10 protein-coding genes are annotated in these 15,660 nt (G+C 72.6%); 2 read left to right on the forward strand and 8 right to left on the reverse strand.

Going from position 1 to position 15,660, the window contains the following annotated elements; translation table 11 throughout:
* Nucleotides 1–330: 330 nt before the first annotated feature.
* A complete protein-coding gene (locus CA12_RS11480) occupies nt 331–1,368 on the forward strand; it encodes a tetratricopeptide repeat protein (RefSeq protein WP_165700702.1) in 1,038 nt (345 codons plus the stop codon).
* A gap of 201 nt (nt 1,369–1,569) precedes the next feature.
* Complete coding sequence (locus CA12_RS11485; protein WP_145359081.1) at nt 1,570–3,144, forward strand: hypothetical protein; 1,575 nt, start codon at nt 1,570–1,572, stop codon at nt 3,142–3,144.
* Between the two features lie 44 nt (nt 3,145–3,188).
* Here the strand turns inward: CA12_RS11485 and CA12_RS11490 are convergent, their stop codons facing one another.
* From CA12_RS11490 to CA12_RS11525, 8 genes are all read right to left on the reverse strand, one after another.
* The gene (locus CA12_RS11490; protein WP_145359082.1) at nt 3,189–4,772 is read right to left on the reverse strand and encodes a coiled-coil domain-containing protein; all 1,584 of its coding nucleotides are present in this window, start codon (nt 4,770–4,772) and stop codon (nt 3,189–3,191) included.
* A 305-nt stretch (nt 4,773–5,077) separates the two neighbouring features.
* On the reverse strand, nt 5,078–7,759 hold the full coding sequence (locus CA12_RS11495) for a VWA domain-containing protein (protein WP_145359083.1): 2,682 nt from the start codon (nt 7,757–7,759) through the stop codon (nt 5,078–5,080).
* Between the two features lie 70 nt (nt 7,760–7,829).
* Complete coding sequence (locus CA12_RS11500) at nt 7,830–8,759, reverse strand: SIMPL domain-containing protein (protein WP_145359084.1); 930 nt, start codon at nt 8,757–8,759, stop codon at nt 7,830–7,832.
* Between the two features lie 47 nt (nt 8,760–8,806).
* Entirely contained in the window at nt 8,807–10,822 is a 2,016-nt protein-coding gene (locus CA12_RS11505) for a BatA domain-containing protein (RefSeq protein ID WP_145359085.1), read from the reverse strand.
* Nucleotides 10,823–10,952: 130 nt separating this feature from the next.
* Nucleotides 10,953–11,849, reverse strand: coding sequence for a DUF58 domain-containing protein (locus CA12_RS11510; RefSeq protein ID WP_145359086.1), 897 nt, complete (start codon nt 11,847–11,849; stop codon nt 10,953–10,955).
* Between the two features lies 1 nt (nt 11,850).
* Nucleotides 11,851–12,888 carry an AAA family ATPase gene (locus CA12_RS11515; protein ID WP_145359087.1) on the reverse strand — a complete coding sequence of 346 codons (1,038 nt, stop codon included), beginning with the start codon at nt 12,886–12,888 and terminating at the stop codon, nt 11,851–11,853.
* Nucleotides 12,889–13,024: 136 nt separating this feature from the next.
* A complete protein-coding gene (locus tag CA12_RS11520; protein WP_165700703.1) occupies nt 13,025–15,073 on the reverse strand; it encodes a DUF1549 domain-containing protein in 2,049 nt (682 codons plus the stop codon).
* Nucleotides 15,070–15,624: a sigma-70 family RNA polymerase sigma factor gene (locus tag CA12_RS11525; RefSeq protein ID WP_145359089.1), complete on the reverse strand. Its 555-nt coding sequence runs from the start codon at nt 15,622–15,624 to the stop codon at nt 15,070–15,072. The genes CA12_RS11520 and CA12_RS11525 overlap by 4 nt, the downstream gene beginning before the upstream one ends.
* Between the last annotated feature and the right edge of the window lie 36 nt (nt 15,625–15,660).

The following is a 15,660-nucleotide window of genomic DNA, read 5'->3' on the forward strand; positions in this document are numbered from 1 at the left end:
AGATTGTGGGGGAGATGGGTGCCGGCTTGCCAAGGATCATCGCCCCCCCCCCCGCGCCCGTCAAACTCGGCCGCTTGGCCCACCGGGGGCGACATGCTGCGACGATCGGCGGTCGATTTCACCGGCGGCGGCGACGTCGGATTCTTTCCCGTTCCCGGGCGATTTCCCTCAGCGGGCGCATCTTTCGGGGCGGTAACTTGGGAGACAAGGGGGAGACGCCGGCGCCGCCGGGCCTCCCTCCGGAGCCGGTGAACAGGGCGGGGGCGGGGGTTGGCGATGCCCGATCGCCCCCGGCGGCGATCCGCTGGCTCCCCCACGGAACGCTTCGGCATGGCTTCCGCCCCTCTCCCGGCGCTGCGGCGCCGTTCGCTCGCCCGGTCGCTGACGGCCGCAGTCGCGGTCCTCGGACTGCTCGCCCCGTCGGCCCCCGCCCGGCAGGACGACCCTGCTGACGCCGCGCCCCTGGCCGAGGCCCCCGCCGAAGCGCCGGAGATCGCTCGGGAGCGGGAGATCGCGGAGCGGTTCCTCAGCCTGCTCGAACGCAATCCCCGCCCCGGCACCGCCCTCGACCGGGCCTACGCCTTCTACGCCGAACGCGGCGAACTGGCCGACCTCGCCGACCGGCTGCGGAGCCGGATGGAGGAGGACGAAGAGGACGCCGCCGCCCCGGCGATTCTCGGTCTGATCGAAGCCCGCCGCGGCAACGACGACGCCGCGATCGCCGCCTTTCAGGCCGCCGCGGAGCGGGCCCCCGACGACCCGAACCCGCGGGCCCGCCTCGCCGAGACGCTGGCGCTGGCCGGTCGGCCGGTCGAAGCGGCCGCCGCCTACGAGGCGGCGCTGGCCCGCGACCCGAGCCGCCGCGATCTGCCGGACCTGCTCTCCGGCCTCGGCCGGGCGCTGACCCGCGGGGGGCAGGAGGAGGAGGCCGCCGCCGTCTGGGACCGCCTGACCGAACAGTTCCCCGGCGACGACGCCGTGCGGGAGCAGATCGCCGCGGTGCTCGAAGCGGAGGGGAACCTCGACGCCGCCCTCGCCCGCTACGAGGCCCTCGCGGCGGAGACCTCCGACGACTACCGCCGCGTCGCCTTCGGCCTGAAGGCGGCCGGGCTGAAGGTGCGGCTGGGCCGCACCGAGGCGGCGGTGGGAGACTTCGAAGCCCTGCTGGCGAACCTCAATCCGGACAGCTGGCTGTTCCGCGAGGTCCGCGGCGGCATCGAGCGCTCCTTCCTCCGCACCGACGACCTCGCCGGCCTGACCGCCTACTACGAGGCTTGGCTGAAAAATCACCCGGAAGACGTCGTCGCGATGGCGCGGCTGGGCGAACTCCTGGACCGCCAGAACCGCGACGCCGAGGCCCGCCAGTAGCTCGAACAGGCCGTCGAAAAGGCGCCCGGCGACGCCCGGCTGCGGCGGGCGCTGATCGCCCAGCTGCTGCGGGCCGCGGAGTACGCCGCCGCCGCGGAGCAGTTCAAAACCCTCGACGAGCAGACCCCCGGCGACGCCGACACCCTCCGCGACTGGGGTTCGGTCCTGCTGGGAGATCCGTCCCGGTCCGACGCCGAACGGTTGGCCGCGGCCAAGGCGATCTGGCAGCGGCTGTTGGAGGAGCGGGGCGAGGACCCGGTCGCCGTGACCCGGGTGGCGGACTGGCTGCGGCAGGCGGGCGACGCGGAGGGCGCCAAGGCCCTCTACCGCCGGGCCGCGGAGTTGGCGCCGGAGGACCCCCGCTACCGGGAGTACCTGGGCGAATACCTGCACGTGCTGGGGGAGTCGGAGGCGGCGGTGGCCGTGTGGACGGAACTGGCCGCCGGCGAGAACAGGGGAGTGAAGACGCTGGCCCGGCTGTCGGAGGTGCTGGGCGGGTTCGGCTACGACGAGCGGGCCGCCTCCGCGGCCGCGGAGGCGGACGCGCTGGACGTGAAGGAGGCCGGCACGGCCGACCCGACGGCGGGGGCCTTGGAGTTCGCGGACCGGATGCGGTTCGCGGAGCTGTTCAGCCGGGCCGGCCGGGCGGACGCCGCCGAGGGGCAGATCGCCAAGGCGGAGGCGCTGGCGGTGACGCTCGAGGAACGCCGGGCGGCTCTCAATGCCGCCATCGACGCCGACCAGGCCGCCGACCGGCTAGAAGATCGCATTGAGGAACTGAAGGCGACCGCCGCCGCTGAACCGCAGAACGCGGACGTGCGACTGCGGCTGGCGTTGTATCAGGACGCCGCCGGCGACCCGGCGCTCGCCGCGGCGAGCGCCGCCGAAGCGTCGGCCCTCGCCCCCGCCGACGTGATCGTTCTGGCCACGCTGACGGAGCTACAGGAGCAGGCGGGGTTCACCGCGGACGCCGCGGCGAGCGCCCGCCGCCTCGCCGGTCTGGACCGGCAGCGCCGGGCGGACCACCTCATGCGGCTGGCCGAACTGCAACTGCGGCTCGGGCAGCAGGCGGACGCCCTCCGCACGGCCCGGGAGGTCGTCGCCGGGGCGCCCGGCAGCCCGGAGGCGCTGGCGTTTCTCTCCCGCGTCGCCTTCCGCACGGGCGACGAGGAGGCCGGCTTCGACGCCCTCCGCCGGGCCGCCCGCAACGCGACCCGCGACGCCGGCCCGCTTCTGGCACTCGCCGACGCCCTCGCCGAACGCTTTCGCACCGACGAGGCCGTCGAACTGCTCTGGCGGGCGTTCGCGGACGACTCGTTCGCGAACGCCGCACCCGCGGTCGTCGTCACCGACACGAACCGTTCCGGCGCCGCCGAACCGTCGCGGCTCGCCCCGCCGGAACTGGATGCGATGCGGTCCGCGACGTTGCGGCTGCTCACCGATCGTCCCGCGGACGTGCCCGGGGCGTTCGCGGCGGCGGCGAAGGTTCGCGTGTGGGCGGCGGGGCGGTTGGAGCAGTCCAAAGGCTCGCCCAACCTCGCCCGGCCCGCCCAGCGGGCGATCTTGGCGAACCTGCTGCTCGCTCAGACCGCCCTGGAGCGGCCGGAGCACCGGGACGCCGCCCGCGCCGAGTTCGCCGCGCTGGAGGAATGGGCGAACGCGCACGGCCGGATCGGCCAAGAGTACCTCTCGATGATCCGCGAACTGCACAAGCAGGCCGACGGCGCGGGGGCGGCGTCCGCCGACGAGGCGGCGACCGAGGCGCCCGCCCCCTGACCGGCCCGCCGCCTGAACGGCCGCGGTGGGGGGGCCGGCGGCCGTTACTCCGCCGCGTCCATCGCCGCCCGGTCGGCGGCGGTGGGGCGGATCGACTCGAAGTAGTCGCGGATCAGCTGGCGGTGGCCCAGCGGGATCTCCTCGTTCTCGAGGACCTCCTCCGACCGCTTCTGATACTCGGCGTACCGCTCGGCGTAGCCGCGGCGGGCGGTCTCGCGGCCCTCGGGGCTGTTGGAGGTTTCGTAATCGCTGGGGCCGTCGCCGGCGGTCCCGGTGATCTCCTCCTGCTGACGGGCGCCGTCCAGCAGGGAGGCCGGATCGTTCACGTTCCCGGCGTCCTTCATCCCGAAGTTGTTCGACGGCGAGTTCGAACGGTTCCCCTGGCCGCGGGCCGTGCTATTTTTCGAGCTCTTGCACTGCCCCCCTTTGCAGAGACTCGAGCCGCAGCTCTTGCAGGCGGAGTTTGACATGCAGGCGGCGCACTGCGACTTGCACTCGCTGAGCCGGTCGAGCTGACGGCATAGGGCGTCGTTCATCTTCTGCTTCGCCGCGGCCTGCTTCATCTGTTTGGAAAGCGATTTCGCCCCGTTGGAGGCCTTGGACGCGTTACCCTCGTTCATGCCGTCGGCCATCTGCTGGGTGGCGTCGGACATCTGGCTCAGGCCGGCCGCGGACATCGCCTCGGCGGCTTTGCGCATCCGCTCGGCGGCGGCTTTGCGCTCGCGGCGGGGGGCGTCGGCGGGGGCGGCCTCCTCCAGCAACTGGGCGGCCTGTTCGAAGTTCTCCTGCTTGAGGGCCTCGGCGGCGGGACGCAGGGCCTCGGCGGCCTCCATCGCCGCGGCGAGCGCCTGCAGGTTCGCCGTCACCGCGGCGCTGCTTTCGTCGGTCCGCTGTCGGATCGATTCCTCCATGCGGGACAGTTCCGCCAGCGCCTCGCGGGCATCGGTCGTCGACTCCCTCATCTGTTCGAGGTGCTCGCGGAGTTCCTCAATGAGCTCCTCCAGCTCCGGTGTCGACTGCTCCGCGGTCTCCTCCTCCAGTTCGTCAATCTGGGCCTCCACGTCCGCGGCGATCGCCAGCAGGTCCTCGTTCGGGCCGGCGACCTCTGCGGAGGCCTGCCGGGGGGCCGGGAACAGGGCGAGGCCCACGACCGCGGCGACCGCCAGCGAACCGACCGCCAGCCGACGGCCCGGGCGGAAGGGCACCACTGCCGCCGGCTCCACCGTCCGCAGGCGTTCCGCAGCGTCGGAGCGTTGCAGCGACGCCCAGGGGGAATCGGTCTTCGACCAGGCCAGCGCCGTCGTCGCCCGGTCCTTCAGGCCGTAGTGGGCGTCCACCGCGGCGGCCGCCCGGTTCAGTCCGCTGGCCCACAGCAGTCCGGCCAGAGCCCCGATCACCGGCCCGGCCGCCAGCGCCGCGAGCGCGGCCCACGGGGGAACGGTCGCGGCCCCGGTGACGTTCAGCACGCCCAGCATCGCCCCGACGACGGCCGAGGGCACCAGCCCCCACGCGGCCCAGCGGCCGGCCCGGGCCAGCCGCTGCCGGGTGCGGACGCGGGCCAGCGGCCCGGCGATCGCGTCATTCGTGACGGCGCCGACGGGGGCGGACGGCGGGGTGCGGTCGGTCATCGGGGCAAGGCGGGGAGAGAGCGGGGCGGCGGATTGTAACGGAGCGACGTCTGTCAATGGGACACGTTCCCGGCGGCATTGGGGCGACTCTCTAATCCCGAACCGCCCCCTGTCCCCCCTCTCCCTCAGGGAGAGGGGCCGGGGGTGAGGGTGACGGACGGTTCGCCCGTTTCCGTTCGTGCGGTGAAGAATCGTTGAACCGAAGAGCAGACGGTCGGTGAGCGTCGTGCGTGCGTCGTTGCCCCCTCACCCCCTACCCCTCTCCCCCAAAAGGGGGAGAGGGGAGGACGGTTTTTCTAGATCGCTTACCCCGCCGGTCGCAGGCGGGACCACAGGGCCGGGACGTCGACGCGGCGGAGGGCGACGTCCAGCAGCCAGAGGGCCAATGCGGTCGCCAGCAGGTACGGCCAGAGCGGCAGCGGGTCCGGGGCGGTGGCGTCGTCGGGGGCGAAGATCTCGGCGGGGGCCGGGTCGAACGTCCCGCCGCCGGCGCTGGCGACGGCCCTCAGCAGCGTGTCGTTCGTGGGGCGGAGCCTCAGTTCCTCCGGATAGCCGACGGTCACGCCGCGGCTCTGCCGGGTGACGACGCGGCCGTCGACGCTCTGCACGATCTCCGCGTGGTAGGCCCCGTTCTGACCGCCGCGGTCCGTGGAGACGGGAAACTCCGCCTCGTACCGGCCGGGGGCCGTCTGCCGGGCGGGCACGGTGCGGGAGCCGAGTGTCGGGTCGATGACCGTCACCTCAGTCGTCGCATCGTTCCGCCAGCCGCCGGCGGGGTCGGCGGCGTCGAGGATCATGCGGACCGAATCGCCGGTGCGGGTCATCTGCACGGTGGTCCCCGTGCCGCCGCCCTTCCGCATGGCGTGCCGCAGGATCTGCGCCCAGAACGGCCCGAAACCCTCCCACGGCAGCCACTCCGCGGCCCAGCGGGGGCCGGCGTCGGAGGTGAAGGCCACGCTCCAGCCCAGCCCGTAGCGCCACCAGGCCAGTAGCGGGTCGCCGGACTCCGTGCCGAGGATCACCTCCGCCGTCGCCTTGGGGCGGGTGACGACGTAGCCCAGCAGGAACGGGGCGCTTTCCATGTCCACGCCCCCCAGGGCCGCCGTCGGGCGGAGCACCTGCGGGACGAACGGCTCCTCGTTAATGGCGCTTTTGGAGGCGGTGACCGTCTCCTTGGCGAAGATCTGCGGGATATTGCCGGGGTCGTCGGAGAAGTAACTGCGGCCGCCGCCGGTCTGGGCGATCTGCTCCAGGAGATTCATGTCCGCCCCCTGACCGACGCCCACCGTGGAGACCGTCACGCGGTCGGCGACGAGGTCCCGGGTGACGCCGTCAAAGTCGCCGGGGGAACTCTGGCCGTCGGTCAGGATGATGACGTGCTTGAGCTTGGCGGCGGCCCGGCGGAGGGCGTCGCGGGCCTCGGTCATGGCAGGGTAGAGGCTCGTTCCCCCGCCGGCCCCGATGGAGGCGATGCCGTTCGTCAGCGCCACGCTGTCCGAGGCGGGCCGAATGTCCGCCACCCAGGTCGGCGAGCCGTCGAAGGCCACCACGCCCAGCTGGTCCTTCGCCCCCAGTAACTCCACCGCGGCGACGGCGGCGTCCTTGGCCAACTCCATCTTCATCCCGCCCATGGAACCGCTTTTGTCGATGATCAGAACCATCGCCAGCGAGGGCTTCTCCTTCTCCTTTTCGAAGTCGGACCGCACCGGCAACACCTCTTCCAGCACGCTGCGGTAGTACCCGCCGAGGCCGAAGCTCTGGTCGCCGCCGAGCATCATCAGGCCGCCGCCGAGATCGCGGACGTAGGTCCGCATCACTTCCATCTGCCGACTCGTCAGGTCGGTGGCCGGGACGTTGGCGAGCACGATCACCTCGTAGTTCTGCAAATCGGCGACGTCCTCCGGCACGCCGCGGGGCGGGCGGACGTCCACCTCCACGTCCTCCTCGCCCAAGGCCCAGACGAAGCTGCGGGCGGCGTCCGGGGCGGAGTCGATCAGGAGCACCCGCGGCTTGCCGGCGGCGTAGACCAGCCCGGTTGCGGCGTTGTTGTCCACCAGCGCGTCCTGCTTCGCCCCGCTGATGCGGACGGTGTATTCGGCGAGGCGATCTCGTTCGACCGTTTGTCGGAACTGGAAGCGGTTCTCCCCGGGTTCGAGCTTTTGCTTTTCAGACACGACCTTCAGCGGGCCGCGGAAGACTTCGACCGTCACCTCGTCGGCGTGATTGGAGTCCACGGCGACCTCCATGAAGAACGGCTCCCCGCGGGCCACCTGGGCGGGGACGACGACCTCGGAAACGGCCACCTCCGGCCCGTCGCGGGTGGGCAGAGGAACGACGTCGATGCGGTCGCCGCGGCCGGACTGGGCCTGGGCGAGGGCAGCCGCGACGGCGTCGCCGGCGGTTTCATTGCCGTCGGAAAGCAGCACCACCCGCCGCACCTTGTCCGGCGGCGCCGCGGCGAGGGCCGTCCGCAGTGCCGCGGCGATCGCCGTCCCCTTCGCCCCTTCGTCTCCGCCGTCCTCACCCTGGTTCCCTGCTTCGCCGTCGCCGCCAGGCGGCGCGTCCCCCTGCGAGTCCTGACGAGGGGCAAGGTACGCCGTCAGCGAGACCGGCTCTCCCGCCTCCGCGGCAAACGGCAGCACGACCGCCTCGACCCCCGCCGGCGGCTCGCCGACGGATTTCAGAAAGGTTCGCACGCGGTCGGACCCGTCCGCCTGCTGTACGGAGAGCGATTCGTCCGCCACGAACACCACGTACCGTTCGTCCGTCGGCCGCAGCAGGGTGAGCCCGGCGAGGGCCAACACCAGCAGCACGACGACCACTGACCGCACGACCAGCGAGGCGATCCGCTGGCCGCGGTCGAAGTCGACGAGGCTGCGGCGGTACAGGAACCACAGCGCCGGGAGCAACGCCAGCCCCAGCAACCACTCCGGCCGGAGCAGATCGAGGGCGTACGCGGACAGGTCGGCGGCGGAAGAATCGTTCATGCGGAGCCGCGGCGCGACGGGGCGGGGGGCCGGCGTTCAGGAGTCGGGGGGAGCGTCTCGGACGGGCCGTTCAGCGAACCGCCGGGGCCGGGGCGGCGGGAGGGCCGGTCGGCCGGCCGGGGGCGGCGAAGTACAGCCGAACCGTGGAGACGACCTCGATCTCCCGCCGGCCGGGCATGGTCGGGTTCACCTCGTCCACGTCCGCGAACAGGCCGCGGTAGTACACCTGGAGCGGCCGCGGCGCCGGGACGCGGGTCAGGCCGTCGCGGTCGTAATAGGTCCGGGCGCCGTCCTCGGCCTGCGGCAGGCTGCGGTACAGTTCGTGCGGGAACAGGATGCGGGTCCCCTCCCAGACGTTGATCGGCTGCGGCCGTTCCTCGAACACGCTCAGCAACAGTTCGGCCTTCGCCTTCGCGGCGGCGAGGGCTTTGCGTTGGGCCTCGATCTGCTTCGCCGTCAGTTCGTCGCTCCAGTAATCGACCGCCAGCAGGTCGACGCCCTCGGCCCCGGCCGCCGCTTCGACCGCGGCGAGGGCGGCCGCTTCGTCCGGAACGGAAACGTGCAGGTTGTACTGCACCCGCGTGCCGACGCGGTTCTCGGCCAGGAAGTCCTTCTGGTTCAGCCGTTCGACCGCCCAGGCGTAGACCGGGAAGGCGGCGATGAAGTCCGTGTCGATGTCCGCCGCCGCGACGCCGGAGGCTTCAAGCCGTGCCTTCGTCGCCGCCAGCAGGGTCCGTCCCGCGGCGTTCGCCTCGTCGGCGCTCTCGGCCTGGGCGGCGACGGCCAGCACCACGCGGAGCCGCGACGGGGGCACCCGCACCTCGGCGACGGCCTCCACGGTGATGACCCGCTCCGCGGCGGCCGGGTCCGGCGGTTCCAGCCCCTGGATCGGGGGCGCCTCCTCAGAACCGCCGCGGAGGCCGGCGAGCTGGGCCGGGGCGACGGTCGGCAGCGACGCCAGCGACAGGACGACGGTCAGGGCACGGAGCGAGCGAATCATGCGAGCCGGGGGGAAAGGGGAGACGACCGTCCGGGGCGGCGGCGAGATCACTGGATGAACCGCCGCTGGTAGAGCCACCACTCGACGCCGACCAGCACCAGCGCGCCCGCCGCCAGCCAGACCCACCACGGCCGGCCGCCGGCCGTGCCGGCGGGGTCGGCGCCCTCGGAGGCCGGGGCGACCGTGCGGGTGTCGCTCTCCGTCGGGGCGGTGAGGTTCACGGCGACCGGGATCGTCTCCGCCGGCCAGTCGATCGCGTCAGAAGATGTGCCGGCGGTCGGTTCCTCGGCGTCATTCACCTCCGGCCGCCGCGGGGCGAGGCGCCAGAGGCCGGCCTCGGCCAGCGGACCGAGCGTCGCGGCGGTCAGCCCCGCCGGCAGTGGGCGGGCGGCGCCGGAGGGGGCGAACACGCTCCACTGCTCGCTGTCGGCCCCGTCCGGCAGCGGTACGGAGACGGTCGAACCCGTCGCGGCGGCGGGCCGCAGCTCGCCGGCGGCGTCGGTGAACCAGGTCAGGGCGTTGACGGCCAGAATCGGAAACGCCGTCCGCAGCGGCAGGTCGGTCGCGTCCAGATCGACCGCCAGCACGACCGCCTTGCCCCGCCCGCCGCCGTCGAGCGGCCGCCGCAGGGCGACCAGCAGCGGGGCGCCGGCCTCGGCGTCGGCGTCCCCCGCAGCGCCCACCTCGGCCGCGACCTCCGCCAGCACGGCGGCGTCGACGTTCGCTGCGAGGGTGAGGGGGCGCACCTTCGGCAGGTCGATCTGATCCAACTGCACGTTCGCCAGCAGCGGGGAACCCTCGGCCTCCTCCGTCAGCCGCACGTTGGGGGCGACGATCTCCTCGCCCACCGTGAACAGGTCGCCGCCCTCGCGGGGGTCGATGAACCAGACCGGCCCGTCCGGCAACTCCTCCGGCACGACGCGGTGCAGCACGAGGATCGTCCCCGCCGGCAGTTCGTCCGGCGCCTCGCCCGTCACCGTCAGGTCGACCAGCGGGTTCGCGGCGAACACCTGCTGCAGAAACAGGTTGCCCGGCGTGACCAGCGCCACCGGCATGCGGTCCCGCGGCGGGAGCACGGCCCGGGCCTCGTCGTCCGCGGTCAGCAGGTTCGCCGGCGGGGCCGTCCCCGCCTCGTCTCCTCCCGCTTCGTCGTCTGCCTCGGCGTCGTCGAAGACCAGCCGGGCGACCAGTTCGCCGCCGGACTGACTCGTCTTCTCGAAGGTCCGCCGCCAGGTCTCGCCGGGGGCGAGGTCCAGCGGGACCGCGTCGATACCGGCGCCGGCGAGGTCGAAGTCCAACCGGCACTCGACCGGGGCGTCGGCGAAGTTCGACACCTCCGCGAGGATCTCGTAACCGATCGGGTCGGTCAGGCTGCGGCGGGCCTGAAACGCGGTGATCGCCACGTTCCCCCCGGCGGCGCCGAAGGGCAGCAGGGCGACGTTGTCGTCCAGCGTCACCCCCTCCGGTTCCCGATCGGAGAACAGCAGCACGCGGCCGTTCTCCCGACCGGCGACCAGCCGGCGGGCCAAGGCGAGGGCGTCTGGCACGGCGCCGGGGGCGTCGGTCTGGGGCACGGCGTCGACCGCCTCGGCGAGCGTCGGCGGGTGGCCGGTCAGGCCGCAGGCGACCTCCGCGGCGGCGCCGGCGACGATGATCGCCGCGGCGTCCCGGTGCCGCAGTCCCTGCACCAGGTCCGCGGCCCGGGCCTTCGCGGCGTCCAGCCGACTGCCGGCACCGGGTTCGTCCGGGTTCGCCGGGGCGGCCATGCTGGCGGAGGCGTCGATCACCAGCACCAGCCTGCGGGCGGTGCGGGCCTCCGCATCGGTGAATGGGTCCGCCAAGGCCAGTGCCAGCAGGGCGACGAGCAATAATTGAAAGAGAAGCGAGCCGAGGTGCCGCAGGCGTTCGAACGGGCTCCGCGGGGCCTTTTCCTGATAAACCCGGTCCCAGAACATCAGCGTGCTGACCGGCACCCGCCGTAGGCGGACCTTCAGCACGTACAACGCGATCACGGGAACCGCGAGGGCCAACCACCAGAGCATCGAGGGGGCGGCGAAGTTCATCGTTCCTCGCTCCGGCAAGGCTCTCCACCAATCCGAAGCGTCAGCGAGGGCTGTCGGGCCATGCCCGACGGACGTGTTCCGCCCCGCGGCTGCGCCGCGGGCCCTCGCTGACGCTTCGGGTTGGTGTTCGTCATCCCTGCACCAGGTTCGCGCCGCGCATCATGGAGACCACCAGATCGTCGAACGGCACGTCGCTGCGGCTGGTCGTGTGGCCCCAGCCGCGGCTCCGGCAGAAGGCGGCGAGCTCCTTGCGGAAGCCGTCGAACGCCTCCCGGTAGCGGCGGAGGTCTTTCTCCGTGACGGTACGTTTGACGGCCCGGCCGGTCTCCACGTCGGTCAGTTCCACGTCCCCGAGGAAACCCGGGTCCGCCTCGGCCGCGTCGTAGATTTGCACCACGTGCGGCTCGTGCCCGCCGTGCCGCAGTTTGGAGAGCGGCGCCGAGAACCCGGCCGGGTCGTAGAAGTCGCTCAGCACCGCGACCAACCCGGACCGCCGCCCGCGGAGCAGGAACTCCCCGACGAGGTTCGACAGGTTCGTGTCCTCGCCGCCGGCTTCCAACCGCTCCAGAAACTGCAACAGGGCGAGCACGCGGCCTTTGCCGCGGGTCAGCGGCATCTCCTCGACCACCCCCCCGGCGAAGGCCACCACGGCCACGCGGTCCAGATCTGCTAAAGCGATATAGGCCAGCGCCGCGGCGACACGGCGGGCGAGGTCGAACTTCGGCGGCGTTCCGGTCGCCATGCTTTTCGAGGCGTCAATTAACAGATAGACATGCAGGTCCTGCTCCTCCTGAAACCGTTTGAGCAGCAGTTCCCCGTGCCGGGCGTAGAGGTTCCAGTCGAGGTGCCGGAAGTCGTCCCCGGGGTCGTACTGCCGGTGATCGGCGAACTCCACCCCCCCGCCGAGCTGCCGGGTCCGCTTCTGAGCCATCAACTGCCCGGCGAACACTCGTTTCGACAGCAGAGAGAGGTACTCCAAGCGGTTTAAAAAGTCCGGCGGGAACAGGGCGTTCGAGGCGGCGGCCATCTCAGCGGGCCTTCACGACGTCGGCGATCACGTCGTCCGCCCGCACCCCCTCGGCCTGGCCTTCGAAGCCGAGGATCAGGCGGTGCCGCAGGACGGCGGGGGCGGCGTCGTGCAGGTCGTCTTTGGAGACGTGGAACCGGCCGTCGAGGATCGCCTTCACCTTGGCCGCCAGCACCATGGCCTGGGCGCCGCGGGGGCTGCTGCCGAAGCGCACGTATTTCTTCACCCGCTCCGGGGCGCTGGGGTGGCCCGGGTGGGTGGCCAGGGTCAGGGCGACGGCCCGGTCGCGGACTTCGTCGGCGATCGGCACCTGCCGGGCGAGGTCCCGCATCGCCAGCACGCGGTCGCCGTCCAGCACCGGCCGGGCGGTGGGGACGTCGATCGCCGTGGTGCGGTTCAGGATCTCGCCCAGGTCCGCCGCGGTGGGGAACTCGACCAGCAGCTTGACGAAGAACCGGTCCAGCTGGGCCTCCGGCAGCGGGTAGGTGCCCTCCATCTCGAGCGGGTTCTGCGTGGCCAGCACCAGGAACGGGGCCGGCAGTTTGTGCGTGTGCCCGCCGACGGTCACGCACTTTTCCTGCATCGCTTCCAGCAACGCCGACTGCGTCTTCGGCGTGGCCCGATTCACCTCGTCCGCCAGCAGGACGTGGGCGAAGATCGGCCCCTTCTGGAACTCGAACCGCTTGCGGCCGTGCTCGTCCTCGGTGAAGACGTTCGTGCCCACGAGGTCCGCGGGCATCAGGTCCGGCGTGAACTGCACCCGGCCGAAGGTGACGGACAGCGCGCTGGCGAGCGTGTTGACCAGCAGCGTTTTGCCCAGCCCCGGCACGCCCTCCAACAACACGTGACCGCCGGCGATCAGGGCGGTGAGGGTGCCGTCGACGATGTTCGAGTGGCCGACGATCACCCGGCCGACCTCCGCCCGCAGTCGGGCGAAGTCCTCGCGGAAGGCGTCCAGTTCCGACTTCAACTCCGCCTCAGACGGGGCCGCGTGGTTCGGGGCGGCGAGGGCGGCGTCGGGCGGGGGAGCGGTCGTCATCGGGCGGACCCGCGGGGGGCGGCGGTGGAGGGAACCTCCGATTTACCGAGCCTTCCCGCCGCGGTGCGACCCCGCCCGGATTGCGATTCAGCCCCGCATCCCAGCCCCGGACCGTTCCGTCCGGTACGGCGCGGCGTTACGGCACAGTGGCGAACTCGCCGCTGTTCAGCAGGGCCCACCGCAGGTCCTCCAACCCGCCCTCGACCCGCACCAGCGGGGCCAGCCGGCGCCGTTCGCGGGCGGTCGGGCGGCGGGAGAGCGCGGCGAGGAACACGTCGTCCAGGTCCGCCGGCGTGCGGTTCTCTGCGGCGGCGTCGAGGGCGGCGTCGAGCGCCTCGCCGTTCATCAGGGCCAGGGCCCGGGGGATGTCCGTCACGGGGGCGAGATCCTCGCCGTTCTCGTCGTTCGCCTGCGGCCGCACGAATCCGGCGACCCAGGCGTCCCGCGCCCGCGGATCGATCCGCTGCCCGGAGACCGCGGCCAGCGAGTCGAACGTCTGCTCCACCGTCAACGGCTTGGGGTAGCAGCGGGTGAACAGCAGCGGGGCGCCGGCGGCGGGGTCGTCGAAGGCGTTGCCCTCGGTCGCCGCCCCGCTCAGCCCGTACAGCCGGGTGCCGGCGAGCGTCGCGTACAGATCCTTCACGTCGTAGCCGGTCGCGATGAAGCGGTCCGTCAGCGCGTCCAGCACGGCGGGGTGCGACGGCGGGTTGTGCGGCCCGAGGTCGTCCACCGGATTGACCAGCCCGGCCCCGAACAGGTGGGCCCACGCCCGGTTCACGAACGACTTCGCCGGCAGCCGGCGGTCGTCGGAGAGCAGCAGTTCCGCGAGCTTTTCGCGGCGATTGTCCGCCGCTTCGACCGTCTCGCCGGCGTAGCGGGGGAAGGTCGCCATCATCACGCCGCGGCGGTCCTCGAAGAAGGTCGGCCCGCTGGCCGGCCGGGCCTCCAACGCCGCGACCCGCGCCCCGTCGGCCGTCGGCCGCTGCACGACGTCGGTGCCCTTGAAGAAGGCATTCAGTTCCCAAAAGCGTTCCTGCGACCATTCCTCCCCGCCGTTGTGCGGGTGGTCGTGGCACTGCATGCACTGCACCCGGGTGCCCAGCAGCGCCCGGGAGACCACCGCCGTCGCCGGGACCGCCTGATTGTTCACGTGGGCGACGAGGAAGTTGGCCGCGGGGGCCTGCTCCACGTCGCCGGCGGCGGCGATCAGTTCCGCGGCGACGAGGTCCCAGCCGACGTTCCGCTCGAACTGGTCGGCCAGGTGCGCCCGCAATCCCGCCCGGTCCACGCCCGGACGCGGCGCCCGGCCGACGAGCGCCGTCGTCCAACGCTCGGCAAGGTGCTGGGCGAACGAGTCGCCGGAGAGCAAGCGGTTTAGTTCTCGCTCCCGCCGGCGCCCCCGTTCGTCGGCGAGGAAGCGGTCGACCTGCTCCGGCGGAGGGGCGTGCCCGGCCAGATCGAGCCACGCCCGCCGCAGCCATTCGCCGGGGTCGGCCTCGGGAGAGGGGGCTACTTCCGCTTCCGACCAGCCGTGGGCCAGCACGGCGTCAATCGCCGCCGCGGCCTCCGCCGGAGAGGGCAGTTCGTTCCTCTCCGCCGAGGCGACCGCGGGCGTCGCCGAATCATTCGGGGCGCCGGCGGCCGGTGCCGGCGTCGGCGGGGCGTTGAGATCCGGGAACAGCTCCGGCGTCGGCCGCACGGGCAGTTCGACACGGGCCAGCGCTTCGCCCGGGGCTGGTTCTCCCGGGGCCGGGGAGAGCGTCGGCTCGTCCGGCTCCGGCTGCGGATCGATCACCGCGACGCCGGCCGGCGGACCGTCGGCGGCGGGACGCAGGAGGAAGGTCAGCCCGCACAGCAGGGCCAGACAGGCCGCCAACGTCAGCGGCGTCCGCCAACGGGCCGACTTCGCGGGGGCGGGCGGCTCCTCCGCCAGCGTGAGGGCCGGCAGGGCCGATGAGGACAGCGTCCCGGCCGCGTACGACAGCGTGCCGTGCACCAGGGTCAGGTCGAGGTACGCCCGCATCACCGCGGGGTCGCCCAGCACGCGAGCTTCCAGATCCGCCAGCCCGGCCTCATCCAGCCGTCCCTCGTGCAGGGCGTGCAGCGCGTCGGCCACTTCGCGCGGGATCGCCTCTCCCGCGGGGACGGGGGTCGCCTGGGCGTCGGCGAGGGAGGGGGTCGTCACGTCGCCACCCCCGTCGTCGGGGCGCCAAGTTGGGTCAGTTCCCGGCGGACGCATTCCGCCAGCGTCTTCTTGATTCGTCCGAGGGACTGATACACCGCGTTCACCGGCCGCCCGAGCGTCGCGGCGACGTCCTTGCCCTGCACCTCTTCCCCGTCGACGCCGGGGGTGTACCGGCGCGTCAGCAGGTCGCGGTCTTTGTCGGACAACTTCTCCACGCAACGCTCCAAAACGCGGCGACGTTCTTCCCACAGCCCCGGATCGGCCTCCGCCTCCCGGGCGACCGCGGCGACGAACTCGTCGGAGAACCGCAGCCGGTCGCGGCCCTTCTTCTCACGCCACTTCAACACTTCGTAAGTCGCCACGGTGGCGCTCCAGGCAGCGAAGTTCGTGCCCGGCTCGAAGGTGTGGGCCTTCCGCCAGATGGCAAGGTTGGCGTTCTGCAAAACCTCCTCGGCGTCCGCCGGACGGCCGACCTGACTCAAGATGGTCAGGAACAGCCGCCGCTGGGACGACGTGAACTCGCGCAGGAACTGCTCGTCGGGCTCGGGCATGAGGTCGCCGGGTTAGCCGCCCTCTTCAAGAGGGCG

The organism is Alienimonas californiensis (assembly GCF_007743815.1).
Lineage (GTDB): Bacteria > Planctomycetota > Planctomycetia > Planctomycetales > Planctomycetaceae > Alienimonas > Alienimonas californiensis.

Excerpts from the sequence above, each read along its gene's own strand:
- CA12_RS11495 (WP_145359083.1), bottom strand. The coding sequence starts at position 7,759 with ATGAACGATTCTTCCGCCGCCGACCTGTCCGCGTACGCCCTCGATCTG.
- CA12_RS11490 (WP_145359082.1), bottom strand. The coding sequence starts at position 4,772 with ATGACCGACCGCACCCCGCCGTCCGCCCCCGTCGGCGCCGTCACGAAT.
- CA12_RS11515 (WP_145359087.1), bottom strand. The coding sequence starts at position 12,888 with ATGACGACCGCTCCCCCGCCCGACGCCGCCCTCGCCGCCCCGAACCAC.
- CA12_RS11480 (WP_165700702.1), top strand. The coding sequence starts at position 331 with ATGGCTTCCGCCCCTCTCCCGGCGCTGCGGCGCCGTTCGCTCGCCCGG.
- CA12_RS11525 (WP_145359089.1), bottom strand. The coding sequence starts at position 15,624 with ATGCCCGAGCCCGACGAGCAGTTCCTGCGCGAGTTCACGTCGTCCCAG.
- CA12_RS11500 (WP_145359084.1), bottom strand. The coding sequence starts at position 8,759 with ATGATTCGCTCGCTCCGTGCCCTGACCGTCGTCCTGTCGCTGGCGTCG.
- CA12_RS11510 (WP_145359086.1), bottom strand. The coding sequence starts at position 11,849 with ATGGCCGCCGCCTCGAACGCCCTGTTCCCGCCGGACTTTTTAAACCGC.
- CA12_RS11505 (WP_145359085.1), bottom strand. The coding sequence starts at position 10,822 with ATGAACTTCGCCGCCCCCTCGATGCTCTGGTGGTTGGCCCTCGCGGTT.